The sequence below is a fragment of the Delftia lacustris genome (assembly GCF_040267515.1).
GTDB classification, from domain to species: Bacteria; Pseudomonadota; Gammaproteobacteria; order Burkholderiales; family Burkholderiaceae_C; genus Comamonas; species Comamonas tsuruhatensis.
In genome coordinates this window covers 2,669,276-2,695,550 of the sequence record NZ_CP141274.1, presented here as the reverse complement: position 1 = coordinate 2,695,550, position 26,275 = coordinate 2,669,276, and the positions used below count along the sequence as shown (strand labels likewise).

Sequence of the window (26,275 nt, the reverse complement as noted above, 5' to 3'; positions counted from 1 at the left end):
CAGGGGTACGTTGATCAGGCTTGGCTGGCGAGCACGTGGCTGCCCAGCCAATCGATGGCCTCGTCGGTGGAGGTGCCGGTGAACGGTTGGGCCGCATGCGCCCGGGCCGTGGCGGCGAACAGCGCCTCGACGGCGGGCGAGGCGATGGGCGCCAGGCCGTTGCGGGCCATCTGCTGCCGGGCCTCGGCCACCTCGTTGCGGCGGCGTGCGGAGTGCGGGATGTGCGTGCGCACCATGGACTCCATCAGCGTGCGCAGCGGTGTCTCGTCGATGTCCTGCAGCACGACATGCAGCTGCTCGCGCAGGCCCATCTGCTGGGCCGTCACCAGGCACTCCACGGCCAGCGCCTCGGTCCCCTTGGTGTAGATGCTGCGCAGGAGCTTGAGCGCGGCGGCATCGCCCGGCTGTCCGCCCACCACGCGAACCGAGCCGCCAAGGGGCAAGAACAATTCCTGTACAAAACCGGCCTTGCCACCGGCCACGAGCAGCGGCGTCTTGCTGCCGCCCAGGTTGACCGCGCCGGTGATGGCCACGTCCACGAAGTGCACCGCCCTGCCCTGGGCGACGCGCCGGGCCAGCTCGCCGCATTCGCGCATCTCCTGCGGGTCGGCCGTGGTCATGTCCACGTAGACCACGCCATCGCGCAGATGGGGCAGGCAGGCCTCGAACAGGCTGCGCGACACGGTGCCGAACACGGCGCTCACCACCACGTCGGCCTCGGCCAGCCAGGCGCCGGGCGCGGCATGCACCTGCGCGCCAGCGGCCTGCACGGCGTCGGCCACCGCAGCGTTGGGCTGCAGCTCGCACAGGCCCACCAGGCTGTGCCCCTGCTCCAAAAAGGCCTGCATGTAGCAGGCGCCGACCATTCCACCACCCAGTATTGCGAACTTCATAAAAGTACAAATTTAAAACATTGAGCGCAGTCTATGGAGTGCATCCCAGATCCACTCATAGAGATTTCCCGTAGAACTGCGGATATTTGTACTTGTTTTGTACTTTTCTGGATGAAGCGCACCGCAGCGAGCCCTTCCGCCGTCACCTAGAATCGGCGCACCACTCCCATCCACTTGGTGCAAACACAGTGCAAAACGTGAAAGACAAGGCGTACGAGGTTCTGCGGCAGCGGCTCATCGGCGGCCACTACCGACCCGGCGAACAGCTCAAGGAGGAACCCATTGCCCGCGACCTGGGACTGAGCCGCACGCCGGTGCGCAATGCGCTGCACCGCCTGGTGGAAGATGGCCTGGCCACCGATGGCGCGGGCCAGGGTATCCGCGTGTCGGAGTGGAGCGACTGGGATGTGGAGGAGACCTTCCAGCTGCGCATGCTGCTGGAGCCGTACGCCTCGTTCCTCGCGGCCACGCGCGGCGGCGAGGGGCTGGCCGATGAGCTGGAGGCCAGCAACCAGCGCATGGAGGCCGGCATTGCCGCTGGCCACGACGGCATTGGCGAGGTGCAGTCAGCCAACCGGGATTTTCACCACGCGCTGATCGAGGCATCGGGCTCGCCGCGCCTCAAGACCATGCTGGCGACGATGATCGACATGCCGATCATCAAGCGGTCGTTCTACATCTACACGCCCGAAGAGCTGGTGCAAAGCCTGCACCACCACTGCGACCTGGTGATCGCCATACGTGCCAGGGATGGGGAGCTGGCACGCCAGGTGATGCAGCTGCACCTGCGCATGTCCTACCACCGGTTCATGAAGCATCGGGGTGAATACCGCGCGGATGCATGAGCGGTGTCATGACCGGGGCTGAACCCTTTGCGCTGACCGCACCCGGTACAGCCGCGGCAGCCAGACAAAGGCGATGAGGACCAGCACAACGCCCGCCAGCGCCATGGGCAGCACCATCGGCCAGGCACCGTGGCGCATGGTCGGATCGACAAATTGCGCCGCCAGCTGGCCGGCGCAGAAGGCCACGCACATGATCGCGAAGCCCGAACACGACACGGCCCGCCCGGCCAGCTGCGGCGGCAGGCCACCCACCGCGCCCGCCTGGCCGCAAGGCTGGTGCAGGCCATGGCCCAGCGCATACACCGCGTGCCCCAGCAGCAGTGGAAAAGGCGAGGCCGGCGCCAGCACGCAGCCGGCGATCTGGATGCACGGCCCCAGCAGACTGAGCGAAGCGCCCAGCTGTACCGTGCGCACCGGCCCGTAGCGCGACAGCAGGCGCCGGCACCATGTGATGCTGAAGATGTAGACCAGCGAGCCGCCTGCTGGAATCCAGCCGTAGAGCACGGGCGACAGGCCGAACAGGTCGACGTACACCATCGGCGACAGCAGCAAAAAGCAGAAGATGCCGCCGTAGGTGGTTGCGGCCAGCGCCGTCCAGGCGCAAAAGCCGGGGTCGGCGAACACCTGGCGCACACCGCCAGCGGATACGGATACGGGTACGGATGCGAGGACCGGGGCAGACTCCGCCGGCGCTTGCCGCGTCTCGCTGAAAGTGCGCCAGCACAGTGCCAGCAAAGCCAGCGAGTAGACACCCATCGCCCCCAGCACCCAGCGCCAGCCGGCGGCCTGGACTGCCCATGCACCGGCAATCGGCGCCACCAGGGCCACCAGCCCCAGGCCCATCAGGCCGCGGGCCATGATGCGCGGCCCTTCGTGGGCCGGATACAGGTCGCGCACCGCAGCCCGGGCGCACACCAGGATGGCCGCCATGGCCGCGCCCTGCACGGCGCGCCAGGCCACCAGTGCGTCCGCGCTGCCCGCCAGCGCACAGCCGGCCGCCGCCGCCGTGTAGCAGGCCAGCCCCGTCAGCAGAACGGGCCGGCGCCCGAAGCGGTCTGCCAGCGGCCCGCACACCAGCTGGGCGACACCGAAGGCCAGCATGAACACGGTCAGGCTGCTGCTGGCCGAGCCCAGGTCGCGCGCGATCTCGGGCAACGCCGGCAGATAGCCATCGGTGGCGACCGGCTGCGCGGCCAGCAGCAGCGGCAGCAGCAGGAGGAAGGAAGCGGTGCGGCGCGGGCCGGGATCAGCGAAGTTCATCTCAATGAAGCCTGGTCACGGCATGCCGCGCGTCGAGCGAGGCAGTTCCAAGGGAGATACATGGCCAGTTGCGCGCCAGGCATCCTATGCGACGGCGGACAGCACGGCCCGCAGGCCCAGCAGGTAGCTGTCCGCGCCGAAGCCGCAGATCTGGCCCCGGACGATGTCGGCAAACACCGAGTGGTGGCGAAAGGGCTCGCGCGCATGGATGTTGCTCATGTGGATCTCCACCACGGGCACGGTGAGCATGGCCAGCGCGTCGCGGATGCCGTAGCTGTAGTGCGTCCAGGCGCCGGCGTTGATGAGCACGCCATCGACGCCGTCCCGAAAGCCCTGGTGGATGCGATCACACATGGCGCCTTCGCAATTGGTCTGGAAGCTGTCCACCTCGCAGCCCAGCTGGCTGCCCAGGCTGCGCAGCGAGGCGTCGATCTCGGCCAGCGTGACCGTGCCGTATTGGGCAGGGTCGCGCTGGCCGAACATGTTGTGGTTGATGCCGTGCAGCATCAGGATGGTCTTCATGGGGTGTCCTCGATTCAGGGATTCGTTCATGCCACCGGGGTCTCGACGGCGGCACCGGTACGCGCCGCCTCTGCAATGGCCTCGGTGATCTGCAGGTTGCGCAGGCCGTCGTGCACGCTGACCAGGGGCTGCGCCAGGCCGCGCGCCACCTGCGCGAAATGCGCCATCTGGCGCACCAGCGGGTCTTCGCGCTCCACGGCGGCCACATCCAGGTCGAAGGGCTCATTCCAGGAGCGCTGGCCGGCCGATGCATAGGTCTTCAGCCGCATGCTCGGTATGGCCAGCGAGCCGAAGGTGCCCGCCACCAGGTAGCAGTCTTCGTCCTCATAGCTGGCATAGGCCTTGTTCTCCTGCGAGGTCTGCTCCCAGCTGCGCGCGCTGGCGGCCGTGTCCGAAAGCACAAAGCTGCCCAGCGCACCGCTGGCAAAGCGCAGGTTGATGGCCACCGTGTCTTCCACGGCAAAACCGCGCGTGGCATGCGAGGCGAAGGCCTGCACGGCCACGATGTCGCCGCACAGCATGCGCAGGTTGTGGACCTCGTGGATCATGTTGAGCAGGATGGGGCCGCCACCGGCCTCGCGACGCCAGGAGCCTTCCTCGAAGTAGGCGTCCGGCTTGTAGAACAGGGCCGCACCGGTCACGGCCACCAGGCGGCCCAGCCGCCCCTGGGCGATGAGGGCTGCGGCCCGCGCCATGATCGGGCTGTGGGCGCGGTGGTGGCCCACCAGCAGCCGGGCGCCGCAGCGATCGGCCAGCGCGGCCAGCCGCTGGGCCTCGGCCACGGTGGCGGTCACGGGTTTTTCCAGCAGTATGGGCAGGCGCGCATGCATGCACTGGGCCGCCTGCGGGGCATGCAGGCGGTTGGGCGTGGCCAGCACCACGGCGTCGGGCCTGTCATGGGCGATCAGCTCGCCCAGGTCGCGCCACAGCGGCACCCCGGCCCTTTGGGCAAGCTCCCGGGCTGCGGGCGCCGGGTCCACGATGGCGGACAGGCGGCAATCCGCCTGGGCCCCGATGGCGGCGATATGGGCCTGGCCGATCGCGCCGGCGCCGGCCACGGCAATGCGAAGCGGGTGCAGCTGTGCCATGGCATGCCCCCTCAGAAGCGGTGCAGCACGCCCAGCTGCACGCCCTTGATGGTGCGGCCGTTGACGTCGTCGGCCGATGTGAAGTTGGGCTTCATGCCGCCCGAGGCCGCCAGCCTAAAGCCCGCATTGCGGTCGTTCTTCAACTGCTCGGCCACCGCGTAGAGCATGGTGCGCCTGGACAGATCGTAGTAGGCCGCGATGGCCCCGCCCGATGCGCCGCGCCCGCTGTCCGAGCCATCCTGTATGCGGCCCCACAGTGCGCCCACGCGCAGCTGCGGCGTCACGCGGTAGTCGGCCGACAGCTGCCAGACGCGGTAGAAGCGGCGCACATCGGCATTCGTGCCCGCCACCAGCCCGCCCACATTGCCCAGCACCGTGCCCGTGTTGTTGCCCGCCGAGCCCGCCGTGCTGTTGTTGGACCGCACAAAGGCCAGCTGGACCTTGCCCTTGCCGTAGTCGTAGTTGGCGTAGAGGTTGTCGTAGCGGACCGCGTCGGTATAGGCCGCGCTCTGCGGCGCACGCGCATACAGCCCGGCATATCCCACGCGGTAGGGGCCGTTCAGGTAGTCCAGGCCCAGCTGGTAGATGGCCTGGCGCGCTGGAGCACCGGTCTCGGCCATGGCGTAGTGGGCCTCGAACAGGAAGCCGGCCATGCGCGGCGAGGTGTAGGAGATGTCGTTGTCGAAGCGCGAGGGCACACCGAAGTTGTTGACCATCGATCCCAACGTGCGCGAGGTGAAGTCGATGTAGTCGCCGCGCCCGAAGATCACGGTGTTCTGCCGGCCCAGCCGCACCTCGCCCCAGCCGCCGCCCAGGCCCACCCAGCTTTGGCGGTCGAAGCCGCGCGTGCTGTCGGCCTGCGTGCCGTTGTCGGCGTTGATGCCCATCTCCAGCTGGAACTTCGCGTACAGGCCACCACCCAGGTCTTCCTGACCGCGAAAGCCCAGGCGGCTGCGCAGCAGGGCACCGTCCTCCAGCGTGGTCATGGATGCGCCCGAGCTGCTGCGCATGTGGTTGATGTACTGGTCCACGCTGCCGTAGATGGTGACGGAGGACTGGGCCTGGGCGCCCGCGCCCCAGGCGCCCAGCACGGTGGCCAGGGCCAGGATGCGAAGGGCCCCGCGCTGCGGCACTCGCGGTGTCTGGTGCATTTGCTGTTGCATGGTCTTGTCTCCTTCTCTGTGAAAAATGCTTTTTCGGGCGTGGCTGCGCCCTGCCCCGGACGCATCCAGGGCCGGTTGTCTGTCGGCTGGATCAGTAGGAGATGTGGGCGGTGGCGCGCAGCTGGTCAGGCGTGGCGCTGCCGAAGCCGAAGAATTCGAGGTAGGCGGGAATCATCTCGAACAGCATGTCCGTGCCTACCTGGAAGTCGCAGCCCTTGTCGCGCACGGCGCGCAGCAGCGGCGTGAACTCGGACTTCATCACCACCTCGCCCACAAAGGTGGTGGGCGCGATGCGCTGCACATCGAACGGCAGCGGGTCATCGTCCTTCATGCCCAGCGGCGTGGCGTTGACGACCACGTCAAAGCCCTGCGGGTCCCTGGAGCCCGTGCCCACCTTCATCCTCGGGTAGTAGGCAGCGAGCCGCCCGGCCAGGGCCTGCGCGCTCTCGTCCCGCGTGTCGAACAGCATCAGCTCGCCCACGCCGGCCGCCGCCAGCGAGGCGGCAATCGCCGACCCTACGCCACCCGCCCCGGAGATCAGCACCCGCGCGCCCTGCAACTGCCGCCCCTTGCGCAGCACGCCGCGCACAAAGCCCGCGCCGTCGAACTGGTCGCCCAGCAGCGTGCCGTCCTCGCGCCGCAGCACGGCATTGCAGGCGCCTGCAATGTGCACGGCCGGCGTGACCTCGTGCACCAGGTCCACCACGGACACCTTGTGCGGCATGGTGATCAGCGCGCCGCGCAGGTTGGTGAAACGCATGATGGCGGCAAAGTCGCCGGCGAAATGCGCCGCCTTCACGCCCATGGGCACGACGCAGGCATCAATGCCCCGGCTGTCGAACCACGGGTTGTAGATCATGGGCGACTTGAAGGTCTCGGTCGGGTCGCCGATGTGGGCGATGAGGGTGGTTTTTCCGGAAATCATTTCCTGGGGCCTTCGGATGCCTTGGGTTGCAGGATTCAGCGGCCGGACTGGGCCAGGGCCTGGTTGCGCAGGCGGTCGTACTCGGCAGCTGCCACGGGCTGCGCACCGGCCTCGCCCAGGTCTTCCATGCGCACGCGGTAGGTCTCGCGGGCGCTCCACGCGGCCAGGGCGGCCACCACGGTGATGCCGAAGGCGATCAGGCCCACGGTCAGCCAGATGTTGTGCGCACCCGGAGGCGCCACGGCCGTGAACAGCGCGGGCAGCATGGCGGTGATGGCCGTGCCCACGTTCTGCGAGATGGCCATGGCCGAGACGCGGGTGCGGGTGGGGAACAGCTCGGGATAGAAGCTGGGGAACACCGCGTTGTAGCCCTGGTAGACCACGCCCCACATCAGGATGGACATGGCGAAGGCCAGCGGCATGTTGCGTTCGCTGATGGCGTAGAGGTAGCCGATGGCCAGCAGGCCCGACAGCAGCGCGCCGAAGATGATGGGCGGGCGCCGGCCGATGCGGTCGGACAGGTTGCCCACCATGGGGATCACCAGCACCGCGACGATGTTGCCCACCACGGGAATCCACAGGTACATGTCCTTGGCGAAGCCGATGCCGTAGGCGGGCTGCACCGCATAGGCCGCGCCGAAGATGGTGGCCACCACCGGGATCACGTTCATCAGCGCCATGCAGACCACGCGCAGCATGTCGGGCGAATGGTGGCGGAAGGCCTCGACCACGGGCGAACGCGGACGCGCCTCGCTGCGGCCTGCTGCCGTGAAGGCCGGGGTCTCGTTGACCTCGCGGCGGATGATCCAGCCCGCGATGATGACGACGAAGCTCAGGATGAAGGGAATGCGCCAGCCCCAGCTGTTGAACTGCTCGGGAGGCATGTAGTGCGCCAGCGGCAGGAACACGGCCGCTGCCAGGATCTGGCCGGCCTGCACGCCCTGCAGCGTGAAGCTGGCGAAGAAGCCGCGCCGCCCGAACGGGGCATGCTCCAGGATCATGGAGCTGGCGCCCGAGATCTCGCCGGCCACCGCGAAGCCCTGGATCAGCCGCATCAGCACCAGCAGCGCGGGCGCCCACAGGCCGACCTGGTCATAGGTGGGCAGCAGGCCCACGGCGATGGTGGAAAAGCCCATCAGGAACATGCACCACACCAGCACCTGCTTGCGCCCGTGCGTGTCGCCCAGGTGGCCCAGCACGAAGGCGCCGATGGGCCGCGCCACATAGCCCACGCCATAGGTGGCCAGCGAGGCGATGATGGCAATCGCCGGATCACCCTGCGGAAAGAAGATCTGCGGAAAGATCAGCGCAGCCGCCGTGGCGTAGATGAAGAAGTCGTAGTACTCCAGGGCCGAGCCTATCCAGCCGCTGGTGGCGGCCTTGCGCGGCTGGTGCCCGGTGGGCTGTGTGTGTATCGGGGTTGCGCTCATGTGTTGTCTCCTCCATGTAGAAAAGGCCCCTGCCCGATGCTTGCGGCCAGGCCGGCGGGATGTAAAAAATGTAGTTCCCGCCTATGGATGCGCCCAAGCCAATTTCGAAAGGCATGTGCGCTGATCGCACGGCGCTGTTCGATAATCGCACGCACCCAGGGTTAATCCGGAAAAATCAAAACCGTCATGACAACACCTTCCACCCTCGCCCAGCGCGACTGGATTGCCGGACTGGAACGCGGCGTATCGATCATCGAAGCCTTTGACGACGCCCACCCGCGCATGACGGCCGCCGAGGCCGGCCAGCGCACGGGCATGACGCGCACCGCCGCGCGGCGCTACCTGCTGACGCTGCAGCACATGGGCTACGTGGCGGGGGACGGCAAGCTGTTCTGGCTCACGCCGCGCGTGCTGCGGCTGGGGCAGTCGTACCTGGAGTCGGCGCGGCTGCCGCGCATCGTCCAGCCGTTCCTGCAGCGCGTGGCCGCCGGCACCCATGAAACCGCCTACCTGGCTGTGCTGGACGACGACGAGGTGGTCTACATCGCGCGCAACGGACCCAACCGCAACATGAACACCGGCTATGTGCTGGGCGCGCGCGTGCCGGCCCAGGTCACGGCGGCCGGCATGCTGATGCTGTCCATGCGCAGCGACGCCGAGCTGGAGCACTGGCTGGACAACCGCGCGCTGACGGTCTTCACCTCGCACACCATCACCTGCCCCGCCGAAATGCGCCGCGAGCTGGCCTTGATCCGCACCCAGGACTGGGCCCTGTGCGAGCAGCAGCTGAACCTGGACTCGCGCGGCATTGCCGTGCCGCTACGCGACCGCCACGGCGCGCTGGCCGGCGCCCTCAACATCACCATGCCCATGGGCCGCGAAACCGGCAAGGACGCCGTGGCGCGCGTGCTGCCCATGCTGCGCGAGACGGCGCAGGCCATGCGGGATCTGATCTGATGGTGAACGACATGGCCATGGCGCAACTTCCTGACCTGGACATGCATGGCGGTAACGACCATCTGCTGCAGCATCTGCAGGCACTGGAAGTGCGGCTGCACGATCCGCAGGTGCGATCGGACGCAGGCCAGCTGCAGGCGCTGCTGCATGAAGACTTCCTGGAATTCGGCCGATCAGGCGGAGTGCACGACCGGGCCGCCACCGTGGACAGCCTGGCGGCCGCCTTGCCAGCACAGGCCCCTGCCCGGCTGGTGTCAGGCGGCTTTGCGCTGGCGCGCCTGGGACCGGACAGCGCGCTGCTGACCTACCGCTCGGCCAGCGTGGCCGAGGATGGAACGGCCGGCCGGCATACGCTGCGCTCCTCGGTCTGGCTGCGCACGGCGCGGGGCTGGCAGATGCGCTTCCACCAGGGCACGCCCACGGCGCCATTCGACCTGGCCGCATCCATGCCATGAGCGGCCTGCGGCGTGTTCAGACGGTCTCGAACGCGTACTTTTCCGTATCCACCTCGCGCTGCGAGGCCACGGCATAGCGGTCGCCCTGGATGCGCTCGGGCTTGAAGAGGTCGTCCAGTTCGGCCAGCAGGGCCGCATCCAGGCGCACGGCGCCGCCGCGCAGGTCTTCGTGCAGGTGGTCCACGCTGGTGGTGCCCGGCAGGGCAATCACATGCTCGCCCTGATGCAGCACCCAGGCGATGGCCAGCTCGGCCAGCGTGCAGTCGGCGCGCTCGGCAATGGACTGCATGGGCGCGAGCAGCTGCAGGTTCTTCGCATAGGCCTCGGGCGCAAAGCGCGGCATGGCGGCGCGGATATCGCCCTTGACCAGGCCCTGGACCTCCTGGAGCTTGCCGGTGAGGAAGGCGCGGCCCAGCGGGCTGAAGGCCACGTAGGCAATGCCCAGTTCCTTGCAGGCCTGCAGCGTGCCCAGCTCGGCATTGCGCGACCACAGCGAATACTCGCTTTGCAGCGCGGCGATGGGGAAGGTGGCATGGGCGCGGCGCAGCGCGTCGGCGCCGATCTCGGACAGGCCCAGGGCGCGCACCTTGCCCTCTTCCACCAGGCGCGACATCTCGCCCACCGATTCCTCGATGGGCACGCGGCGGTCCCAGCGGTGCAGGTAGTAGAGGTCGATGACATCGGTGCCCAGGCGCTGCAGGCTGTCTTCGCAATTGCGGCGCAGGGTCCTGGGGTGGCCATCGATCACGCGGCGCACCACGCCGTCGTCGCCGCGCACGCCGGCCATGCCGCATTTGCTGGCCAGGGTGATGTGGTTGCGGTGGGACTTGAGCACGGGGCCGACCAGGGATTCATTGGCGCCGAAGCCATACAGCGCCGCCGTGTCGAACAGCGTGACACCGGCGTCCAGCGCCGCATGCAGCACGGCCTTGCCCTGCTCGGGCGACGGCGGATGGCCATAGGCGTGGCTGAGGTTCATGCAGCCCAGGCCGACGGCGCTGACGGAGAAGGGACCCAGGTTTCGTGTGGACAGGTTGGTCATGGTGGCTCACAGGGAAAAGAAGAAAGGGAGCGGCCGGCGCTCCCTTGCAGTGCATTCGCACAACGATTTTGCCGTCAAACCGCAGCGCCCCGCACGCCCGTGCGCGCCCAGGCCGGCAGCGGCACGGACCGGTGCAGCACGTCGTCGTTGAGCCACTGCGCGCTGCGGCGCGCGCGCTCGGCCACGGTGTCCAGCGGCAGTTGCTGGTAGTCGTCGTTGAAGACCTCGAAGCTGTAGTCGCCACGGTAGCCCAGGCGGTCCAGGCGCAGCACCAGGTCGGCCAGGCGCTCGCTGTGCACGCCCTCGCCCGGAAACACGCGGAAGGTGCGCGCCGTGGCCATGCGCTCTTCGAAGGTGGGCGCGTCATGCCACATGAAGTCGGACAGCTGCACCAGGAAGATCTTGTCGCGGTCGATCAGCTCCAGCGCATCCAGCGGCGTCTTGGCAGCCAGGATGTGGAAGGAGTCCAGGCCGATGCCCAGGTTGGACATGTCGGCGCGGCAGACCACGTCCCAGCTGGTGGTGAATTCGTTGACGTTGCGGCCCCAGGACAGGCCCTCGTAGGCGATCTTCACGCCCAGCGGAATGCCGAGCATGGCCAGCTTGCGCAGGTCGCGCGCAATCACGTCGAGATCGCCCGTGGCATGGCGCGAGGTGGACGAGCAGGCCAGCAGCACGGGGCTGCCGATCTCGGCGCACATCTCCAGCATGGATTTGGCGATGTCCACCTTGTAGTGGTGCAGGTGGTCGGACAGGCCCTCGAAGTCGCGCAGCACCTGAAAGCCCGTGGGCCGCAGGCCGCTGGCGCGCACCGCCGCCGCAGCCGCCTTGACGCCGCCCGGGTGGCCGGCCAGGTCGCGCGCGCTGAGCATGACCTGGGTGAAGCCCGCGCGCCGAATGGCGTCGAGCTTGGCCTCCAGCGAGCCATTCAGAGTGATGGTGTCCATGCCATAGCTGTCCAGCAAGCCCATGTTGCCCTCCAGGATCGTTGTGTGTATCGGCGGTTGAATCGGACGGCGGCGCGCCAGGCTTTGCGCTAGGCGTCGCGGTGCACCAGCTCGAACACCACGGTGCCCATGGCGTTGCGCGTGAGTGCGCCGCGGTCATCGGGGTGCAGGCGGCTCGATTCCACGAACTCCACGCCGCGCTGGCGCAAGGCCTGCACGGCAGCAGGCACGTCGGTGGTGCCCAGGCCGATGCGCTGCAGGCGCTCGGGCATGTCGTCCCACTCCAGGCCCGGATCGGGCTCGATGAGCTGCCACAGGAAGCGCTTGCAGGGGCTGCGCATGAGCTTGCCCTTGGGCAGGATGCCGAAGCGCTGCGCATCGGGCAGCAGGTGGAAGTCGAACATGCGTTCGAAGTAGGTGATCCAGTCGGCGCTGCGGCCACGCCCTATGTACTGGACCACGCCGAAATAGCCCAGGCCGGCCAGCGCCGGCGGATGGGGATCGGCCCCGGCAACGGGCTTGAAGTCGATGTCATAGATGGAGAACTCCTGCCATCGATCAACAAAGTAGAAGCGGCTGCCACCCGGGCCGTGGATGGCCGGGATGTGCAGCTCCATCGCCTGGGCCTGGCTGGGCGCCGCCCAGGCTCCCAGCTCGATGCAGCGCGTATGCGCCTGCAGGGCATCCTGCACGCGCAGCGCCACGGCCGAGATGACGGGCTGCCCGTCGGACGCGGCATGGGCCAGCACATCGGCGGCGCCCGCATTGACCACCAGGTTCATGTCCCCCTGCCGGTACAGCGTCACCTCGCGCGAGCGGTGCCGCGCCACGGGGCGAAAACCCAGCCCCTCCAGCACCTGGCCCAGGGCCTGGGGCTGGCTGGTCGTGTACTCGATGAACTCTATGCCGTCGATCCCGAGGCGATTGGACGCCTCGGGCACGTCTTCCCGGCTGCTGGAGGAGGAATCGGTCATTGCGGTACTCCGGGTGGAAACATGATCGTCGTGCCACGCCCAAGTGGCATCGCTCTCCTACGATCAAATACGCGTAAAACTGGCGCGGCCCAACTCAGAGACACCGAGGAAGGGCCGCCCCGCACCGAGGGTGTCGTCCCCCTTTCAGGGGGAAGACGCGAAGCGGCTCAGGGGGTGAGCTGTTTTTCCAGATCGTGCAGGACCTGATAGCAGGGCAGCACCTGGGCCACGCTGGAATTGGGCTCGCGGCCTTCGCGGATGGCGGCGAAGAACTCGCGGTCCTGCAGCTCGATGCCGTTCATGGACACGTCGACCTTGGAAACGTCGATCTTCTCTTCCTTGCCGTTGACGAGGTCGTCATAGCGCGCGATATAGGTACCGGTGTCACCGATGTAGCGGAAGAAGGTGCCCAGCGGGCCGTCGTTGTTGAACGACAGGCTCAGCGTGCAGATGGCGCCATTGGCGGCCTTGAGCTGGATGCTCATGTCCATGGCAATGCCCAGTTCCGGGTGGATGGGGCCTTGCACGGCGTTGGCCTTCACGATGGGGCTGCCGGCCTGGTAGGCGAACAGGTCCACGGTGTGGGCGGCGTGGTGCCACAGCAGGTGGTCGGTCCAGCTGCGGGCCTGGCCCAGCGCGTTCATGTTGGTGCGGCGGAAGAAGTAGGTCTGCACATCCATCTGCTGGATGTTGAACTCGCCGGCCGCGATCTTCTTGTGCACCCACTGGTGGCTGGGGTTGAAGCGGCGCGTATGGCCACACATGGCCACCAGGCCGGTCTGCTTTTGCAGATCGGCCACGGCCTGCGCGTCCTTGAGGCTGTCGGCCAGCGGGATCTCCACCTGCACATGCTTGCCGGCCTTCAGGCATTCGATGGCCTGGGCGGCATGCATCTGCGTGGGCGTGCACAGGATGACGGCGTCCACCTCGGGCAGGGCCAGGCTGTCGGCCAGCTCGGTGGTCACATGTTGGATGCCGTACTTGTCGGCCACTTCCTGGGTCTTGGCCAGCTCGCGGCCCACCAGGGAGACGACTTCAACGCCGTCGATGTTCTTGATGCCGTCCAGATGCTTGATGCCGAAGGCACCGGCGCCCGCCAGGGCGACTTTGATGGTCTTGTTGCTCATATGAGTCTCCGTAGAGCCGCCTCAAGGAGGCGAAGGCCCCCTCGGGGGGCAGTGAATACACGCAGTGATGAACGTGGGGGCCTCAGCCGTTCTCCAGGATGAGATGTCCGACAGCGGTGTTCGATGCCGGCACATGGTAGAAGCGGTGGTTGACCTTGGGCAGCGGCGCGGGGCCGTCCACATCGGCCATGGCGCCGCGCGCGATCAGCCACATCACCAGCTCGATGCCTTCGGAGCCGGCCTCGCGCACGTAGTCGATATGCGGCATCTTGGCCAGGCCGGCAGGGTTCTCGATCAGCAGGTCCAGGAAGCGGTTGTCCCACTCCTTGTTGATCAGGCCCGCACGCGCGCCCTGCAGCTGGTGGCTCATGCCGCCCGTGCCCCAGATCTGCACGTTCAGGTCTTCGTCGAAGCTTTCCACGGCGCGGCGGATGGCGCGGCCCAGGTTGAAGCAGCGCTGGCCCGACGGCACGGGGTACTGCACCACGTTGACGGCAAACGGAATCACCGGGCAGGGCCAGGCGCCCGTGCGCGCGTCCTGCTCGCCGCACATCAGCGACAGCGGCACGGTCAGGCCGTGGTCCACGTCCATCTTGTTGACGATGGTCAGGTCGAAGTCCTGCTGGATCACCGACTGCGCAATGTGGCTGGCCAGTTCCGGATGGCCGATGACCTTGGGCACGGGGCGCGGGCCCCAGCCTTCGTCGGCGGGCTGGTATTCCGCGGCCGTGCCGATGGCAAACGTCGGGATGAAGTCCAGGCTGAACGCGGTCGCGTGGTCGTTGTAGACCAGGAAGATCACGTCGGGCTTGTTGTCCTTGAGCCATTGGCGCGAGTGCTCGAAGCCCTTGAACAGCGGCTGCCAATAGGGGTCGCCCACCTTGCCCAGGTCCATGGCCGCGCCGATGGCGGGCACATGCGAGGTGTAGACGGATGCGGTGATGCGCGCCATTTCAGTTGCCTTCCTGGTTGTTCTTGTCCACGCTGCCGGCCTTGCCCTGCGGCTGGCGGTGGGCCTGGGCATCGCCCTCCTCGCCCACGCGGCGGTTGCCTTCGGCCGAACGGCCTCCGCTCACCATCATGTTGCGGTATTCCTCTTCCGACATGCCGGTCATGGAGCCGGCCATTTGCTGGAAGCTCTTGCCATCCGTGGCGCCGATCTTGGCCAGGAAGTAGATGTTGCCGCCCGTGCGCATGCACCAGTTCAGATCGCGGGCCAGCACGGCCTGCTTCTGCTCCTCGCTCATGGCCCATTCGTCCAGGTAGGCACGCTCGTCGGCCTTGAAGCGCTCGCGGTTCTCGGCCTTCATCAGCGACATGCAGAACTGGTTGAGCCAGTAGCCTTTGCGGGACTGCTCGGCATCGAAAATGATGGTGCCGGGCACGTCCAGATAGGGTTTGTCCAATGCCATGGATATCTCCTTGAATATGTCCGGCACCCAGGCCGGACATGGTCGCCTTCAGGCTTCTTCGGGCCAGTACAGACGCATGGGGTTGTCGACCAGCAGCTTCTTCTGCAGCTCGGCAGTCGGTGCAATGTGCGGGATGAAATCGACCAGCAGGCCGTCGTCGGGCATGTGGTCCTTCAGATTGGGGTGGGGCCAGTCGGTTCCCCACAGCACGCGGTCGGGGAATTCCTCGACCACGCGGCGGGCGAAGGGCACCACGTCACGGTAGGCATTTTGCTCGCCGTCCAGCGCCTTGGGGCCGGTGACGGACAGGCGCTCGGGGCAGCTGACCTTGCTCCAGACGTTCTGGTGCTCGCGCATGAACTTGAGGAACAGCTCGAACTCGGGCCCGTCCACGGGCTTGCTCACGTCGGGGCGGCCCATGTGGTCCACGACCACGGTGGTGGGCAGGCTGGTGAAGAAATCCCACAGCTCGGGCAGGTCCACGGCCTCGAAGTAGATGACCACATGCCAGCCGAGCTTGGCGATGCGGCCCGCGATCTCCATCAGCTCGTCCTTGGGCGTGAAGTCCACCAGGCGCTTGACGAAGTTGAAGCGCACGCCGCGCACGCCGGCGGCGTGCAGTTCCTGCAGTTCCTCGTCGGTCACGCTGCGGCGCACCGTGGCCACGCCGCGCGCCTTGCCGCCGGCGGCCTTGCAGGCATCGACCATGGCGCGGTTGTCGGCGCCGTGGCAGGTGGCCTGCACGATGACGTTGCGCGCAAAGCCCAGGTGGTCGCGCAGCGCGAACAGCTGCTGCTTGCTGGCATCGCAGGGCGTGTACTTGCGCTCGGGCGCGAACGGGAATTCATCGCCAGGGCCGAAGACGTGGCAGTGGGCATCGACAGCGCCTGCGGGCACCTGGAACTTGGGCTTGGAGGGGCCGGCGTACCAGTCCAGCCAGCCGGGGGTCTTTTCAAAAGCGCTCATATTCCCTCCTTCAATCGATGTAACGAAGGCCGGCCTTTTCGAGCGGCTCGCGCATCTTGTACATGTCCAGGCCCAGCACGCCGGAAGCCAGCTTGGCGCGCTTCTCGCCCTCGAAGCTCTCGCGCTTTTGCGCGGCAGCCAGGGTTTCGGCGGCCTTGGCGGCGGGCACGCAGACCACGCCGTCATCGTCGGCCACGATCACATCGCCGGGCGTGACCCACATGCCTGCGCAGACCACGGGGATGTTGACCGAGCCCAGCGTGGCCTTGATCGTGCCCTTGGAGGAGATGGCGCGGCTCCACACGGGGAAGTTCATTTCCTGCAGCGTCTTCACGTCGCGCACGCCGGCGTCGATGATCAGCGCACGCGCGCCGCGCGCCTGGAAGCTGGTGGCCAGCAGGTCGCCGAAGTAGCCGTCCGTGCATTCCGAGGTCACGGCCGCGACCACGATGTCGCCGGGCTGGATCTGCTCTGCGGCCACATGCATCATCCAGTTGTCGCCGGGCTGCAGCAGCACGGTGACGGCCGTGCCCGAGACCTGCTGGCCCGCGTAGATGGGACGCATATAGGGCTTGAGCAGGCCCACGCGGCCCATGGCCTCGTGGACGGTGGCCGAGCCCAGGGCGGCCAGGCCGTCGGCGGCCGCGCGGTCGGCGCGCTGGATGTTGCGGTAAACCACACCGAGTTCGTACATGGTGTTCTCCTTGATCTGTGGTGGCGGCCTGCTTACAGGCCCTTTTGCTTGAGGGCGGCGTCCAGGCGCGGGAACACGCGGCGCGCGTTGCCTTCGTAGACCTGGTAGCGCTCCTCTTCGGTGAGGTTGGCCGTGGCCTCGATGTAGCGCTTGGTGTCGTCGTAGTAGTGGCCCGTGGTCGGATCGATGCCGCGCACGGCACCGATCATCTCGCTGGCGAACAGGATGTTCTTGACCGGGATCACCTTGGTCAGCAGGTCGATGCCCGGCTGGTGGTAGACGCAGGTGTCGAAGAAGATGTTGTTGAGCAGGTGCTCGTCCAGCAGCGGCTTCTTGAGTTCCTGCGCCAGGCCGCGGAAACGGCCCCAGTGGTAGGGCACGGCGCCGCCGCCATGGGGGATCAGGAACTTGAGCGTGGGGAAGTCCTTGAACAGGTCGCTGGTCAGGCACTGCATGAAGGCCGTGGTGTCGGCATTCAGGTAGTGGGCGCCCGTGGTGTGGAAGCACGCGTTGCAGCTGGTGGAGACGTGGACCATCGCGGGGATGTCGTACTCCACCATCTTTTCGTAGATGGGATACCAGGAGCGGTCCGACAGCGGGGGCGACGTCCAGTGGCCGCCTGACGGATCGGGGTTCAGGTTGATGCCCACGTTGCCGTACTGCTCCACGCACTTGACCAGCTCGGGAATGCAGGTCTTGGGGTCCACCCCGGGCGACTGCGGCAGCATGGCGGCCGGGATGAAGTGATCGGGGAACAGCTGGCTGACGCGGTAGCACAGCTCGTTGCAGATGGCGGCCCAGGTGCTCGATGTCTCGAAGTCGCCGATGTGGTGCGCCATGAAGCTGGCGCGCGGGCTGAAGATGGTGAGATCGGAGCCGCGCTGCTTCATCAGCTTGAGCTGGTTGGTCTCGATGGTCTCGCGGATCTCGTCGTCGCTGATCTTCAGCTCGCTGGCCCGCGGGGCCTTGGACGGGTCCTTGAGTCCCGCGATCTGCAGGTCGCGCCAGGCGCCCAGGGCCGCGGGCGCGGTGGTGTAGTGGCCGTGTACGTCGATGATCATCGGAGGGTCTCCTGCGTCTTTATGAGGTGGAAATGTGTCAATGAAGGGGCGTGGCAGGCACCGCGCCGCCCTGCGGCTCGGGACTGCTGTACTGCTTGATGATGAGGGCGGCCATGGCGATCACGCCAGGAATGGCCACCACGGCAAAGATCTCGCTGAAGGCCATGTGGCGCGCCGACAGCTCGGCCACCAGGAAAGAGCCCGCGATGCCGCCGAAGCGCCCGATGCCCAGCATCCAGGCCACGCCCGTGGCGCGGCCGCGTGTCGGATAGAAGGCGGCGGCCAGCGCCGGCATGGACGACTGGGCGGTGTTCATGATGGTGCCGGCCAGGAAAACGGCCACCACCAGCCAGCCCAGGTGGCCGGCCGTCTGGCCTATCCACCAGATGGAGGCCGCCGTCAGCGCATAGCCGATGGCGATGATGCGGTTGGCATTGAAGCGGTCCATGAGCCAGCCGAACAGCACGGCGCCCACGCCGCCCAGCGGGAACAGCGCCGCCACCAGGGTGCCGGTCTTGGGGTCCAGGCCCGCTTCCTTGAACAGCACGGGCATCCAGTTCATCAGAGCGTAGAAGATGACCAGGCCCATGAAGTAGGCGATCCACAGCATCACCGAGCCCACGCGGTACTGGCGCGAGAGCACCACGCCCATGCCGCTGCCGGCCTGGGCCTCGGGCCTGGCCTCGGTCAGCACGAAACGCTGCACGCCCTGCACGGCATCACCGGCAATGCGCGCCAGCACCTTGCGGATGCGATCGGCCGGGTAGTTGTTGGCCACCATGTGGCGCACGGATTCAGGCAGCAGCACGACCAGGGCCACCAGCAGCAGCAGCGGCGCGGCACCGCCCAGGATGAGCACGCTGCGCCAACCGAAATGCGGGATCATCCAGGCCGCCAGAAAGCCGCCGAAGGCCGCGCCCAGCGGAAATCCGCAGAACATGGCGTTGGTCAGCGTGGCACGGCGCGAATCAGGGCAGTACTCGCTCATCAGCGTGACGGCATTGGGCATGGCGGCGCCCAGGCCCAGGCCGGTGACGAAGCGCAGCACGGCCAGGGTCCAGATGTCGGGGGAAAAGCCGGAACCCAGGCAGGCCACGGCAAACACCGCGACCGAGCCCACGAGCACGGTCTTGCGGCCCAGGCGGTCGGCCAGCGGGCCCGAGAAGATCGCGCCTGCGGCCAGGCCGAACAGCGCAGCGCTGAGCACGGGCGCCAGCGCGGGCTTGCTCACGCCCCATTCGGTGATCAGCGAGGGCGCGATATAGCCGATGGCCGCCGTATCAAAGCCATCGAGCAGAACGATCAGGAAACACAGCGCAAAGATCACCCACTGGAATCCCGAAAACGGGTGCTCGTTGAGCAGGGTCTGCACATTGACGCCGGTTGCTGCGGCGTCCTTCTGGACGGATGTCATGACTTGTCTCTTCCACTGTCTCTCAGCCTGGCGGATACCGCATCTGCGCGCGCGGCCCGCCCCTTGCACCGCAGAGGCCGGCAAGCCCCTGCGCTGTTTCTTCAGTCCTGCCTGCGGCCGTCCCAGACCGAGCGCGGCACCATGACCTCGCCACGCATCAGCAGGCGCGCCGTGCGCAGCAGGGCCGCCTTGGTCACCACGTCGGGATGGGCCGGGTCGCTGTCCAGCGTGACGCTGAACTCGCCCGTGGGATGCTCCACCGAGACGGTGAGCGGACCCGTGCCCTGCTGCAGCTGTGCCACGCCCTCGCACACGGTGCCCGGCATCTTCACCGCCGTGCCCACGGTGACGGCCGCCAGCACGCCGATGGCGTCATGGCAGACATGGGGGATGAAGCTGCGCGTGGTCAGCGCGCCGCCATGCTGGGGCGGCGCGATCAGCGTCATCTTGGGGTAGTTCTTGGCCGAGACATCGCCCAGGCCCATGGCCTGCGAGATCTGCAGGCGCAGCGCCTCGATGCGGCGCTTGAGGTCGGTGTCGGCGTTGAGCTCGGCCACGGTCTCCTGCCCGGTGGCGCCCACATCGGACGCCTTGAAGATCACCAGCGGCATGCCGTTGTCTATGCAGGTGACGTCAAGCGTGAAGGGCTCGAACCCCTCGCCTGTCACCGTGACCGTGTCCCGGGGCTTGCCCGTGGGCAGCAGGCCAGAGCAGACCGAGCCGGCCGTGTCCAGGAAACTGATTTCGATGGGTGCCGAGCTGCCGGGCGCGCCGTCGATGCGGGCCGAGCCTTCGTACTCCACCTGGCCGCCGGGCGTCTGCACCGTGATGTCGGCCGCCATGCCTGTGTTGAGTGTCAGCACGCGGAAGGTGCTGGTCTGGCCACGCGGCTGCACCATGCCGGTCTCCAGCGCAAAGGGAACCACGCCGGCCAGCATGTTGCCGCAGTTGGGCGTGGTGTCCACCGTGTCCTTGTCGGGCTGCAGCTGGGCGAAGAGGAATTCGAGGTCTATGCCCTCCTTGTCGGAGAGGCTGACGATGCCGACCTTGCTGGTCAGCGGATGCGCGCCACCCACGCCGTCGATCTGGCGCCTGTCGGGCGATCCCATGGCCGCGAGCAGCACGCGGTCGCGCGTGGGCAGGTCGGAGGGAAGATCGCTGGCCCGGAAGAAAGGGCCCTTGGAAGTACCGCCCCGCATCAGCAGGCAGGGAATGGCCGTTTGCATGGCTGTCTCTATCAGTATGGGTATGACAGCTATTGTGAGCATGGCGCGGGCCAGGCACTACTGGGCAAGCCCGCTAGCAGCTATAGCAAACCGGCATAGCTCAACGCCAAGCCTGGGCCGCAGGCTGCGACGCCGAGGCGCCGCAACTGCTTGATACAACTTATTGGGGCGCAGTGACGCTCAATCGCGGTCATGGCCCCGGCCGCGATCATGGCCATGCCCGCGGCCGCGGTGGTCGTCGTGGCGGTCATGCCGATCGTGGCGGTCGTGGCGGTCCCAGCGGCGGTCATCGCGGCGGTGCTCCCATTCGCGGTGGCGGCGCTCCTCGCGCCAGCGAGGATCGTGGCGCGGCGGCCCGGCGCGCCAGTGCGGCGGCGGATTGCGCAGGAAGTACACCGGGCGGCCGCAGGCACCGTAGCGTGCGCAGTGCTTGCCCCAGTGCTTGGCATGGCCGGGCGGCACCCACATGTAGACCGGCGGCGGGGCCATGGGCGCCGGCGCGATGATGACGGGCCGCTGGTACAGCAGCGGCGGAGGCGGGGCATTGCCTATGTCCACGGTGCCGTAGACACCCGGAGCCAGCTGGCCCGAGACCGAGCCGCTGATATAGGTCTGCGCCTGGGCCGCAAGGGCCGAGCAGGCCAGCGCAAAGGCGGCCGCGGCGCGCAAGGTGGATCGCAAGGTAAGCATGGCCATGTTCTTTTGAAGGGGTGAAACAGGAAAGGCCCCGTTTCTACCAAGCGCCTGGGGCCGCATGGGCCGTTGCGCCTGAAAAGGTGTAAGAACCCGTTCAAGCCAGCGCCCGTTCCTGCTCAACGCGCCAGGGCTGCCTGCGGTGTACAGCAGACCGCAATGGTCCGCTTTCTGGCCTGCACGCGCTCAGTCCAGCTTGAGCCGCGAGTCCTTCACCACCTTCTGCCATTTGGCGATCTCGGCGCGGCGGAATGTCTCCAGCTCGGCCGGCGTGGAGCCTATGGGCTCGGCACCTATGCCAGCGAGCCGCTCCACGATGGCAGGCTCGCGCAGCACCTTGGCCAGCACCGTGGACAGCCGGTTCACGATGGCGGGCGGCGTGCCGGCCGGCGCAAAGATGGCGTTCCACTCGTAGGTCTCGTAGCCGGGCACGCCCGACTCGGCAATGGTCGGCAGCTCGGGCGCGGCCTTGGAGCGCTCCAGCCCGCCCACGGCCACCGCGCGCAGCTTGCCGGTCTTCACGTGCTGCCAGGCCGAGCCCATGCTGGCAAACATCAGCGGCACCTGGCCCGACATCACGTCCATCATGGCCGGGCCGCCGCCCTTGTAGGCCACATGGTGCAGCTGCGTCCTGGCCAGCAGGTTGAACAGCTCGCCCGCCAGGTGCTGGGCCGAGCCCGGGCCTGCCGACGCAAAGTACAGATGCCCGCCCGCTTCGGAGCGGCCGGCCTGGATCAGGTCCTGCACGCTCTTGATGGGCGACGAAGGCGCCACCACCAGCACATTGGGCACGCGCAGCAGCAGTGAGACCGGCGCGAAGGCCTTGAGCGTATCGAACTGCATGCGCGCGTGGATGGCGGGATTCTGCGCGTGGTTGGAGGCATCGAGCATCAGGGTGTAGCCGTCGGGCTGGGCCTTGGCCACCTGGGCGCCGCCGATCATGCCACCTGCCCCGCCCCGGTTCTCGATCACCACGGGCTGGCCCAGCTCGGCAGACAGACGGGGGCCGATCAGGCGCGCCACCACATCGACGGTGCCGCCCGGCGGATAGGTCACGACCAGGGTGACGGGGCGCTCGGGGTAGTTGGCCGCTGCAGCCGCAGCGGCTGGCGCGGCCATGCCGGCAACGGCCGAGATCAGGCCTGCGGCCGCCCACAGGCCGGCGGTGCGTCTGGACAGGGATTTCATGGTGTGTCTCCTTGGGTTTGAATCGGGCTCGGAAATCGGAACAGCTCGACGGCGCTGCGGCCCAGCACGGCCTGCAGCGAGGCGGCATCGTCCAGCGGGTCCAGCCAGTCGTGCATCCAGCGCACGGCCGCCGGATAGCTGGCCTGGCCCGCGTGCTGGGTGTGCGGCCAGTCGCTGCCCCAGAGCAATCGCTCGGCCGCAAAGGCCTGCAGCAACTGCGCGGTGGCCTGCCGCCCCGAGGCGGCGCAGTCGGCGGCGGGCCAGATGCGGTAGGGCGCGGACAGCTTGACCCACACACGGCCGCTGCCGGCCTGTTGCAGCAGATAGCCAAAGCCAGGGTCGCGCACGCCCAGGGCCGGGTCAGGACGCCCGAAGTGATCGACCACCACGCGGCAGCCGGCCGCCAGCAGGGTGGGCAGCAGGTCAGGCAAGCGCCCGGCCTGCAGGTGCAGCTCCACATGCCAGCCCAGGGTGTTGGCCTGCTCCAGCACGCGGCGCCAACCGGGCGCATTCAGATCAGGCAAAGGCAGGCCGATCAGGTTCAGGCGCATGCCCACCACGCCGGCATCGGCCAGGGCCTGCAGGTGGTCCTCGCCCGTGTTGTCATCGACCACGGCCACGCCGCGCAGGCGCTGCGGCCCGGCGCGCAGGGCCTGGAGCATGTAGCGGTTGTCCGTGCCCAGGAAGCTGGGCTGCACGAGCACGCCATAGGCCAGGCCGTGCGTGTCCAGGTGCTGCAGATACGTGGCCAGGGCCGCATCTGCGTCGGGCGCGTAGCGGCGCACATCGGGCATGGGCAGGCCGCGCTCGAAGACATGGGCATGGGTATCGACGCTGGACGCAATGGCGAACCTGGGCAGGGCAGACACGGGGAAAAACTCCTTGCGGGTGGCGCGGCACAGGATGCGGCGCAGGGGGTATGCGGCCGGATTCTAGGAAGGGGGGATATATATTTCCATTCTTCAAAATGGATTTATTCATACTGGATCGATATGGAAACCCGGCATCTGCGCTACTTTCTGGCGGTGGTGGACCAGGGCAGCGTCAGCCGCGCAGCCGACTGGCTGGGCATTGCCCAGCCCGCGCTGAGCCAGACCCTGGCCCGCATGGAGAAAGACCTGGGCGTGCAGCTGTTCCAGCGCTCGCGCCAGGGAGCCCTGCCCACGCCGGCCGCCCTGGCCATGCTGGATGACGTGCGCACCAGCGTGGCCCGCATAGATGCCGCCGCCAGCCGCGCGCGCGAGATCGCCAGGGGCAGTGCAGGCCAGCTCACCGTGGGCCTGGTGTCTTCGGCGCTGTTCGGCACCCTGCCCCGCGCCCTGCGCGCGCTGCGGCAGCAGGCGCCCGGCGTGCGCGTCATCCTGCGCGAGATGAGCAATGCCGAGCAGGCCGAGGCCCTGCAGACCGGCGCCATCGACATCGGCCTCATGCACACACCCGTGGCCGTGGGCGGGCGCATGCGCGAGCGCCAGCTGCTGCGCGAGCGCCTGGTGGCCGCCGTGCCCGACGAATTCCAGATCGGCGAGGACGGCCAGGTCAGCCTGGCGCAGATCGCCGAGGCCGGGCTGGTCATGTACCCACAGGCCCAGCTGCCCGTGCTGCATGCCGGCATCCTCGACGCGCTGCGCAAGGCCGGCCACGAAGCCCATGTGGCGCAGGAGGCCAACCGCACCCTCACCGTGCTGGCCTGCGTGGCCGGCGGCTGCGGCGTGGCACTGCTGCCCAGCTGGATACGCTCCATGGACTTTCGCGGCGTGCGATTTTGCGAAGTGCGCGATGGCCGGTCCCTGCCCAGCCTGGACCTCAGCGCCATCTGGCCCGCACGCTCCACGCCCACGCTGGCCGACCTGTTCGCACACCTGGACCTGGGCAAAGACTGAGTGCGGCCCGCATTGGCGCCGCACCGGTGCAAGAAACGGGATGCGCCCGCGCCTGCGCCGCACTACAAACCGCTTTCCCTCATTCACGGAAAGAAAAGGTGCCAGATGCAGCCATCGTCACAGCAACTCCACGGAAAAGTCGCCCTCATCACGGGCGCCAGCTCAGGCATAGGCCGCGAAGCCGCCAGGCTGTTCGCACGCCACGGCGCCAGGCTGGTGCTCACGGCCCGCCGCCAGCCGGAACTGCAGGCCCTGGTGGCGGAGATAGAGCAGGACGGCGGCCAGGCCATCGCGCTGGCCGGCGACGTGCGGGACGAGCCGCTGGCCCGGGCCCTGGTCGAAACCGCCACGGCGCGCTTTGGCGGCCTGGACATCGCCTTCAACAATGCCGGCATGACGGGCGATCCCTGCGCCCTGCCCGACCTGTCGCTGCAGGCCTGGCAGGAGGCCATCGCCACCAATCTCACCAGCGCCTTTCTGGGCGCCAAGCACCAGATACCAGCCCTGCTGGCACGCGGAGGCGGCTCGCTGATCTTCACCTCCACCTTCGTGGGCTACACGGCGGGCCTGCCCGGCATGGGTGCCTATGCCGCCAGCAAGGCCGGCCTCGTCGGCCTCACCCAGGTCATCGCGGCTGAATACGGCCCCCGCGGCCTGCGGGCCAACGCCCTGCTGCCCGGCGGCACCGACACGCCCATGGGCCGCGCCAGCACCCCCACGCCCGAGGCACGCGCCTTTGTCGAAAACCTGCACGCCCTCAAGCGCCTGGCTACACCGGCGGAGATTGCAGCGGCAGCGCTGTTCCTGGCGTCGGATGCATCCAGCTTCGTCACGGGAACGGCCATGGTGGTCGATGGCGGTGTGTCCATCCAACGGACTTGAAGCAGAGCCCCGCCAAAGCCGTCGCGGCAATGGCGGCCCGCTCGGATCTTCCGGTCGCCTGCGGCGGCGTTATTAGGGGAGTTTTGAAAGTGGCATTCCTGCCCCAATAATTCCCCTGGAAACGATGCTTGTGCCTTCGCTGTTCATTCCCGCATCGTGGCCAAGGAGCTGGCTGATGTTTTCTGACCACGCAATTCACGACGAAGCAACTGCTCGGCAAATGGTGCCCGGATGCTGAATCGACATGTGGTGACATGAACCATTACGGGATGGCCACACCTTTCTTCCAGGGAATGGATGATGGACAAACGAGGTGCATTGAGGCAATCTGCTTGAATCGGTAATACACTGCCCATGCAATCCATTGCATCGCGTCTCCAGCAATTACCGTCGGATTCAGGACCTGCGCGAAGTCCCGCACAACCCTTGTTTCAAGCATTCTTCAGACAATAGATCAATTACATCCCATTACAGCATTGTGGACGGCTATGGTATTTAACCTTTGCACAAGGTCCATCGAATGCTCACGACATATACTCGCGCAAAACCGCAAGAATGGAATACCTGTTGTCCGTCCGATGTGATTTTTTCTCTTTGAAGAAAAGAATCGTTGCAGGGATTGCATCCCCATGCTTGCAGGAGCTACAGGCAGGCACAGTTCCATTTCGGCTGTGAGCGTTCGTGAACACTGATTAATCGCGTCGAGATTGTTATAGTAAATAACGGAACTACCATGACTAGACACACTCAGCCCATCGTGGAGCGCTTGTTCAGGCCAATGGAACGCTCGACCCGCCAGCGCAGTTCGATACGCACGGTCATGGAAGAGGCTGGGCGCCCCCTGCTCCCCGCTGAAATCCTGGGCGCAGCGCAGCGCGAGGTGCCGGCCATCGGTCTGGCCACGGTGTACCGCAACATCAAGCAATTGATGGAAGCCGGTGAGGTGCAGGCCGTGGACCTGCCCGGCGAGGCCACGCGCTACGAACTCAGCGGCCGCGCCCATCACCACCATTTCCGCTGCATGAGCTGCAACCGCGTGTTCAACGTGCCCGGTTGCCTTGGCGACATGCAGCGCATCGTGCCCGAAGGCTTTGTGGTGGAGCGCCATGAGATGACGATGTACGGCATCTGCAGCGACTGCCACCAGAACGTGCAGTAGCGGCGGGCCCCGGGCCTCAGGCCCGGGCATCGGCAAGCCGACAGCCATGGCGCAGGCCTTCCCTGCGCCATG

27 protein-coding genes are annotated in these 26,275 nt (G+C 67.3%); 6 read left to right on the top strand and 21 right to left on the bottom strand.

Going from position 1 to position 26,275, the window contains the following annotated elements; translation table 11 throughout:
* Window positions 1-14: 14 nt before the first annotated feature.
* Complete coding sequence (locus tag U6958_RS13685) at window positions 15-893, bottom strand: NAD(P)-dependent oxidoreductase (RefSeq protein ID WP_074924069.1); 879 nt, start codon at window positions 891-893, stop codon at window positions 15-17.
* Between the two features lie 188 nt (window positions 894-1,081).
* Between U6958_RS13685 and U6958_RS13680 the strand changes: the two genes are divergently transcribed.
* Complete coding sequence (locus U6958_RS13680; protein WP_012206234.1) at window positions 1,082-1,738, top strand: GntR family transcriptional regulator; 657 nt, start codon at window positions 1,082-1,084, stop codon at window positions 1,736-1,738.
* Window positions 1,739-1,744: 6 nt separating this feature from the next.
* On the opposite strand, the gene U6958_RS13675 is transcribed toward U6958_RS13680, so the two are convergent.
* The 6 genes from U6958_RS13675 to U6958_RS13650 form a co-directional block, all read right to left on the bottom strand.
* Complete coding sequence (locus U6958_RS13675; RefSeq protein WP_074924072.1) at window positions 1,745-2,998, bottom strand: MFS transporter; 1,254 nt, start codon at window positions 2,996-2,998, stop codon at window positions 1,745-1,747.
* Between the two features lie 84 nt (window positions 2,999-3,082).
* A complete protein-coding gene (gene aroQ, locus U6958_RS13670) occupies window positions 3,083-3,520 on the bottom strand; it encodes a type II 3-dehydroquinate dehydratase (RefSeq protein ID WP_074924075.1) in 438 nt (145 codons plus the stop codon).
* Window positions 3,521-3,546: 26 nt separating this feature from the next.
* The gene (locus U6958_RS13665; RefSeq protein ID WP_074924077.1) at window positions 3,547-4,608 is read right to left on the bottom strand and encodes a Gfo/Idh/MocA family protein; all 1,062 of its coding nucleotides are present in this window, start codon (window positions 4,606-4,608) and stop codon (window positions 3,547-3,549) included.
* Window positions 4,609-4,619: 11 nt separating this feature from the next.
* On the bottom strand, window positions 4,620-5,771 hold the full coding sequence (locus U6958_RS13660) for a porin (protein WP_074924080.1): 1,152 nt from the start codon (window positions 5,769-5,771) through the stop codon (window positions 4,620-4,622).
* A 91-nt stretch (window positions 5,772-5,862) separates the two neighbouring features.
* The gene (locus tag U6958_RS13655; protein ID WP_074924083.1) at window positions 5,863-6,696 is read right to left on the bottom strand and encodes a shikimate dehydrogenase; all 834 of its coding nucleotides are present in this window, start codon (window positions 6,694-6,696) and stop codon (window positions 5,863-5,865) included.
* Window positions 6,697-6,731: 35 nt separating this feature from the next.
* Window positions 6,732-8,126 carry an MFS transporter gene (locus tag U6958_RS13650; protein WP_016450424.1) on the bottom strand — a complete coding sequence of 465 codons (1,395 nt, stop codon included), beginning with the start codon at window positions 8,124-8,126 and terminating at the stop codon, window positions 6,732-6,734.
* Between the two features lie 186 nt (window positions 8,127-8,312).
* On the opposite strand from U6958_RS13650, the gene U6958_RS13645 reads away from it, so the two are divergent.
* Both U6958_RS13645 and U6958_RS13640 read left to right on the top strand, forming a co-directional pair.
* Window positions 8,313-9,083, top strand: a complete 771-nt coding sequence (locus U6958_RS13645) for an IclR family transcriptional regulator C-terminal domain-containing protein (protein ID WP_012206241.1) — start codon at window positions 8,313-8,315, stop codon at window positions 9,081-9,083.
* A 17-nt stretch (window positions 9,084-9,100) separates the two neighbouring features.
* Window positions 9,101-9,538: a DUF4440 domain-containing protein gene (locus U6958_RS13640; RefSeq protein WP_244160584.1), complete on the top strand. Its 438-nt coding sequence runs from the start codon at window positions 9,101-9,103 to the stop codon at window positions 9,536-9,538.
* A gap of 16 nt (window positions 9,539-9,554) precedes the next feature.
* Here the strand turns inward: U6958_RS13640 and U6958_RS13635 are convergent, their stop codons facing one another.
* The 14 genes from U6958_RS13635 to U6958_RS13570 all read right to left on the bottom strand — a co-directional run bounded on the left by U6958_RS13635 (window position 9,555) and on the right by U6958_RS13570 (window position 23,151).
* Window positions 9,555-10,580, bottom strand: coding sequence for an aldo/keto reductase (locus U6958_RS13635; RefSeq protein WP_074924087.1), 1,026 nt, complete (start codon window positions 10,578-10,580; stop codon window positions 9,555-9,557).
* Between the two features lie 74 nt (window positions 10,581-10,654).
* A complete protein-coding gene (locus tag U6958_RS13630; protein ID WP_074924089.1) occupies window positions 10,655-11,551 on the bottom strand; it encodes a sugar phosphate isomerase/epimerase in 897 nt (298 codons plus the stop codon).
* A gap of 65 nt (window positions 11,552-11,616) precedes the next feature.
* Complete coding sequence (locus U6958_RS13625) at window positions 11,617-12,501, bottom strand: hypothetical protein (RefSeq protein WP_016451438.1); 885 nt, start codon at window positions 12,499-12,501, stop codon at window positions 11,617-11,619.
* A gap of 167 nt (window positions 12,502-12,668) precedes the next feature.
* Window positions 12,669-13,628 carry a Gfo/Idh/MocA family oxidoreductase gene (locus U6958_RS13620; protein ID WP_016450429.1) on the bottom strand — a complete coding sequence of 320 codons (960 nt, stop codon included), beginning with the start codon at window positions 13,626-13,628 and terminating at the stop codon, window positions 12,669-12,671.
* An 82-nt stretch (window positions 13,629-13,710) separates the two neighbouring features.
* Window positions 13,711-14,580 carry a class III extradiol dioxygenase subunit beta gene (locus U6958_RS13615; protein WP_047472058.1) on the bottom strand — a complete coding sequence of 290 codons (870 nt, stop codon included), beginning with the start codon at window positions 14,578-14,580 and terminating at the stop codon, window positions 13,711-13,713.
* Between the two features lies 1 nt (window position 14,581).
* On the bottom strand, window positions 14,582-15,040 hold the full coding sequence (gene ligA / locus U6958_RS13610; RefSeq protein ID WP_074924091.1) for a protocatechuate 4,5-dioxygenase subunit alpha: 459 nt from the start codon (window positions 15,038-15,040) through the stop codon (window positions 14,582-14,584).
* 48 nt (window positions 15,041-15,088) lie between these two features.
* Complete coding sequence (locus U6958_RS13605) at window positions 15,089-16,006, bottom strand: amidohydrolase family protein (protein WP_016454682.1); 918 nt, start codon at window positions 16,004-16,006, stop codon at window positions 15,089-15,091.
* A gap of 10 nt (window positions 16,007-16,016) precedes the next feature.
* The gene (gene ligK / locus U6958_RS13600; RefSeq protein WP_012206250.1) at window positions 16,017-16,700 is read right to left on the bottom strand and encodes a 4-carboxy-4-hydroxy-2-oxoadipate aldolase/oxaloacetate decarboxylase; all 684 of its coding nucleotides are present in this window, start codon (window positions 16,698-16,700) and stop codon (window positions 16,017-16,019) included.
* Window positions 16,701-16,732: 32 nt separating this feature from the next.
* A complete protein-coding gene (locus U6958_RS13595; protein WP_016454681.1) occupies window positions 16,733-17,761 on the bottom strand; it encodes an amidohydrolase family protein in 1,029 nt (342 codons plus the stop codon).
* A 37-nt stretch (window positions 17,762-17,798) separates the two neighbouring features.
* The gene (locus U6958_RS13590; protein ID WP_016454680.1) at window positions 17,799-19,175 is read right to left on the bottom strand and encodes an aromatic acid/H+ symport family MFS transporter; all 1,377 of its coding nucleotides are present in this window, start codon (window positions 19,173-19,175) and stop codon (window positions 17,799-17,801) included.
* A 101-nt stretch (window positions 19,176-19,276) separates the two neighbouring features.
* Window positions 19,277-20,401: a 4-oxalomesaconate tautomerase gene (locus U6958_RS13585; protein WP_074924093.1), complete on the bottom strand. Its 1,125-nt coding sequence runs from the start codon at window positions 20,399-20,401 to the stop codon at window positions 19,277-19,279.
* Window positions 20,402-20,581: 180 nt separating this feature from the next.
* Window positions 20,582-21,097 carry a hypothetical protein gene (locus U6958_RS13580; RefSeq protein WP_074924096.1) on the bottom strand — a complete coding sequence of 172 codons (516 nt, stop codon included), beginning with the start codon at window positions 21,095-21,097 and terminating at the stop codon, window positions 20,582-20,584.
* A 183-nt stretch (window positions 21,098-21,280) separates the two neighbouring features.
* Window positions 21,281-22,282 (bottom strand): tripartite tricarboxylate transporter substrate binding protein, encoded by a 1,002-nt coding sequence (locus U6958_RS13575; protein ID WP_016450437.1) that lies wholly within the window; start codon window positions 22,280-22,282, stop codon window positions 21,281-21,283.
* Window positions 22,279-23,151: an amidohydrolase gene (locus U6958_RS13570; protein WP_074924098.1), complete on the bottom strand. Its 873-nt coding sequence runs from the start codon at window positions 23,149-23,151 to the stop codon at window positions 22,279-22,281. Before U6958_RS13570 ends, U6958_RS13575 begins: the two co-directional genes overlap by 4 nt.
* 123 nt (window positions 23,152-23,274) lie before the next feature.
* Between U6958_RS13570 and U6958_RS13565 the strand changes: the two genes are divergently transcribed.
* From U6958_RS13565 to U6958_RS13555, 3 genes are all read left to right on the top strand, one after another.
* Entirely contained in the window at window positions 23,275-24,162 is an 888-nt protein-coding gene (locus U6958_RS13565; RefSeq protein WP_016450439.1) for a LysR family transcriptional regulator, read from the top strand.
* Between the two features lie 105 nt (window positions 24,163-24,267).
* Window positions 24,268-25,044, top strand: coding sequence for an SDR family oxidoreductase (locus U6958_RS13560; RefSeq protein WP_016454678.1), 777 nt, complete (start codon window positions 24,268-24,270; stop codon window positions 25,042-25,044).
* 733 nt (window positions 25,045-25,777) lie between these two features.
* Complete coding sequence (locus U6958_RS13555) at window positions 25,778-26,203, top strand: transcriptional repressor (protein WP_016450441.1); 426 nt, start codon at window positions 25,778-25,780, stop codon at window positions 26,201-26,203.
* The last annotated feature ends 72 nt before the right edge of the window (window positions 26,204-26,275 follow it).

What these genes read in the sequence shown, in the direction of transcription:
- ligA (WP_074924091.1), bottom strand. Translation starts at nt 15,040, where the DNA reads ATGGCATTGGACAAACCCTATCTGGACGTGCCCGGCACCATCATTTTC.
- U6958_RS13575 (WP_016450437.1), bottom strand. Translation starts at nt 22,282, where the DNA reads ATGAAATCCCTGTCCAGACGCACCGCCGGCCTGTGGGCGGCCGCAGGC.
- U6958_RS13675 (WP_074924072.1), bottom strand. Translation starts at nt 2,998, where the DNA reads ATGAACTTCGCTGATCCCGGCCCGCGCCGCACCGCTTCCTTCCTCCTG.
- U6958_RS13655 (WP_074924083.1), bottom strand. Translation starts at nt 6,696, where the DNA reads ATGATTTCCGGAAAAACCACCCTCATCGCCCACATCGGCGACCCGACC.
- U6958_RS13640 (WP_244160584.1), top strand. Translation starts at nt 9,101, where the DNA reads ATGGCGCAACTTCCTGACCTGGACATGCATGGCGGTAACGACCATCTG.
- U6958_RS13590 (WP_016454680.1), bottom strand. Translation starts at nt 19,175, where the DNA reads ATGACATCCGTCCAGAAGGACGCCGCAGCAACCGGCGTCAATGTGCAG.
- U6958_RS13565 (WP_016450439.1), top strand. Translation starts at nt 23,275, where the DNA reads ATGGAAACCCGGCATCTGCGCTACTTTCTGGCGGTGGTGGACCAGGGC.
- U6958_RS13585 (WP_074924093.1), bottom strand. Translation starts at nt 20,401, where the DNA reads ATGCAAACGGCCATTCCCTGCCTGCTGATGCGGGGCGGTACTTCCAAG.
- U6958_RS13555 (WP_016450441.1), top strand. Translation starts at nt 25,778, where the DNA reads ATGACTAGACACACTCAGCCCATCGTGGAGCGCTTGTTCAGGCCAATG.
- U6958_RS13620 (WP_016450429.1), bottom strand. Translation starts at nt 13,628, where the DNA reads ATGAGCAACAAGACCATCAAAGTCGCCCTGGCGGGCGCCGGTGCCTTC.
- U6958_RS13660 (WP_074924080.1), bottom strand. Translation starts at nt 5,771, where the DNA reads ATGCAACAGCAAATGCACCAGACACCGCGAGTGCCGCAGCGCGGGGCC.
- U6958_RS13605 (WP_016454682.1), bottom strand. Translation starts at nt 16,006, where the DNA reads ATGAGCGCTTTTGAAAAGACCCCCGGCTGGCTGGACTGGTACGCCGGC.
- U6958_RS13645 (WP_012206241.1), top strand. Translation starts at nt 8,313, where the DNA reads ATGACAACACCTTCCACCCTCGCCCAGCGCGACTGGATTGCCGGACTG.
- U6958_RS13595 (WP_016454681.1), bottom strand. Translation starts at nt 17,761, where the DNA reads ATGATCATCGACGTACACGGCCACTACACCACCGCGCCCGCGGCCCTG.
- U6958_RS13665 (WP_074924077.1), bottom strand. Translation starts at nt 4,608, where the DNA reads ATGGCACAGCTGCACCCGCTTCGCATTGCCGTGGCCGGCGCCGGCGCG.
- U6958_RS13615 (WP_047472058.1), bottom strand. Translation starts at nt 14,580, where the DNA reads ATGGCGCGCATCACCGCATCCGTCTACACCTCGCATGTGCCCGCCATC.
- U6958_RS13635 (WP_074924087.1), bottom strand. Translation starts at nt 10,580, where the DNA reads ATGACCAACCTGTCCACACGAAACCTGGGTCCCTTCTCCGTCAGCGCC.
- U6958_RS13560 (WP_016454678.1), top strand. Translation starts at nt 24,268, where the DNA reads ATGCAGCCATCGTCACAGCAACTCCACGGAAAAGTCGCCCTCATCACG.
- U6958_RS13650 (WP_016450424.1), bottom strand. Translation starts at nt 8,126, where the DNA reads ATGAGCGCAACCCCGATACACACACAGCCCACCGGGCACCAGCCGCGC.
- U6958_RS13685 (WP_074924069.1), bottom strand. Translation starts at nt 893, where the DNA reads ATGAAGTTCGCAATACTGGGTGGTGGAATGGTCGGCGCCTGCTACATG.
- U6958_RS13630 (WP_074924089.1), bottom strand. Translation starts at nt 11,551, where the DNA reads ATGGGCTTGCTGGACAGCTATGGCATGGACACCATCACTCTGAATGGC.
- ligK (WP_012206250.1), bottom strand. Translation starts at nt 16,700, where the DNA reads ATGTACGAACTCGGTGTGGTTTACCGCAACATCCAGCGCGCCGACCGC.
- aroQ (WP_074924075.1), bottom strand. Translation starts at nt 3,520, where the DNA reads ATGAAGACCATCCTGATGCTGCACGGCATCAACCACAACATGTTCGGC.
- U6958_RS13580 (WP_074924096.1), bottom strand. Translation starts at nt 21,097, where the DNA reads ATGGCCATGCTTACCTTGCGATCCACCTTGCGCGCCGCGGCCGCCTTT.
- U6958_RS13625 (WP_016451438.1), bottom strand. Translation starts at nt 12,501, where the DNA reads ATGACCGATTCCTCCTCCAGCAGCCGGGAAGACGTGCCCGAGGCGTCC.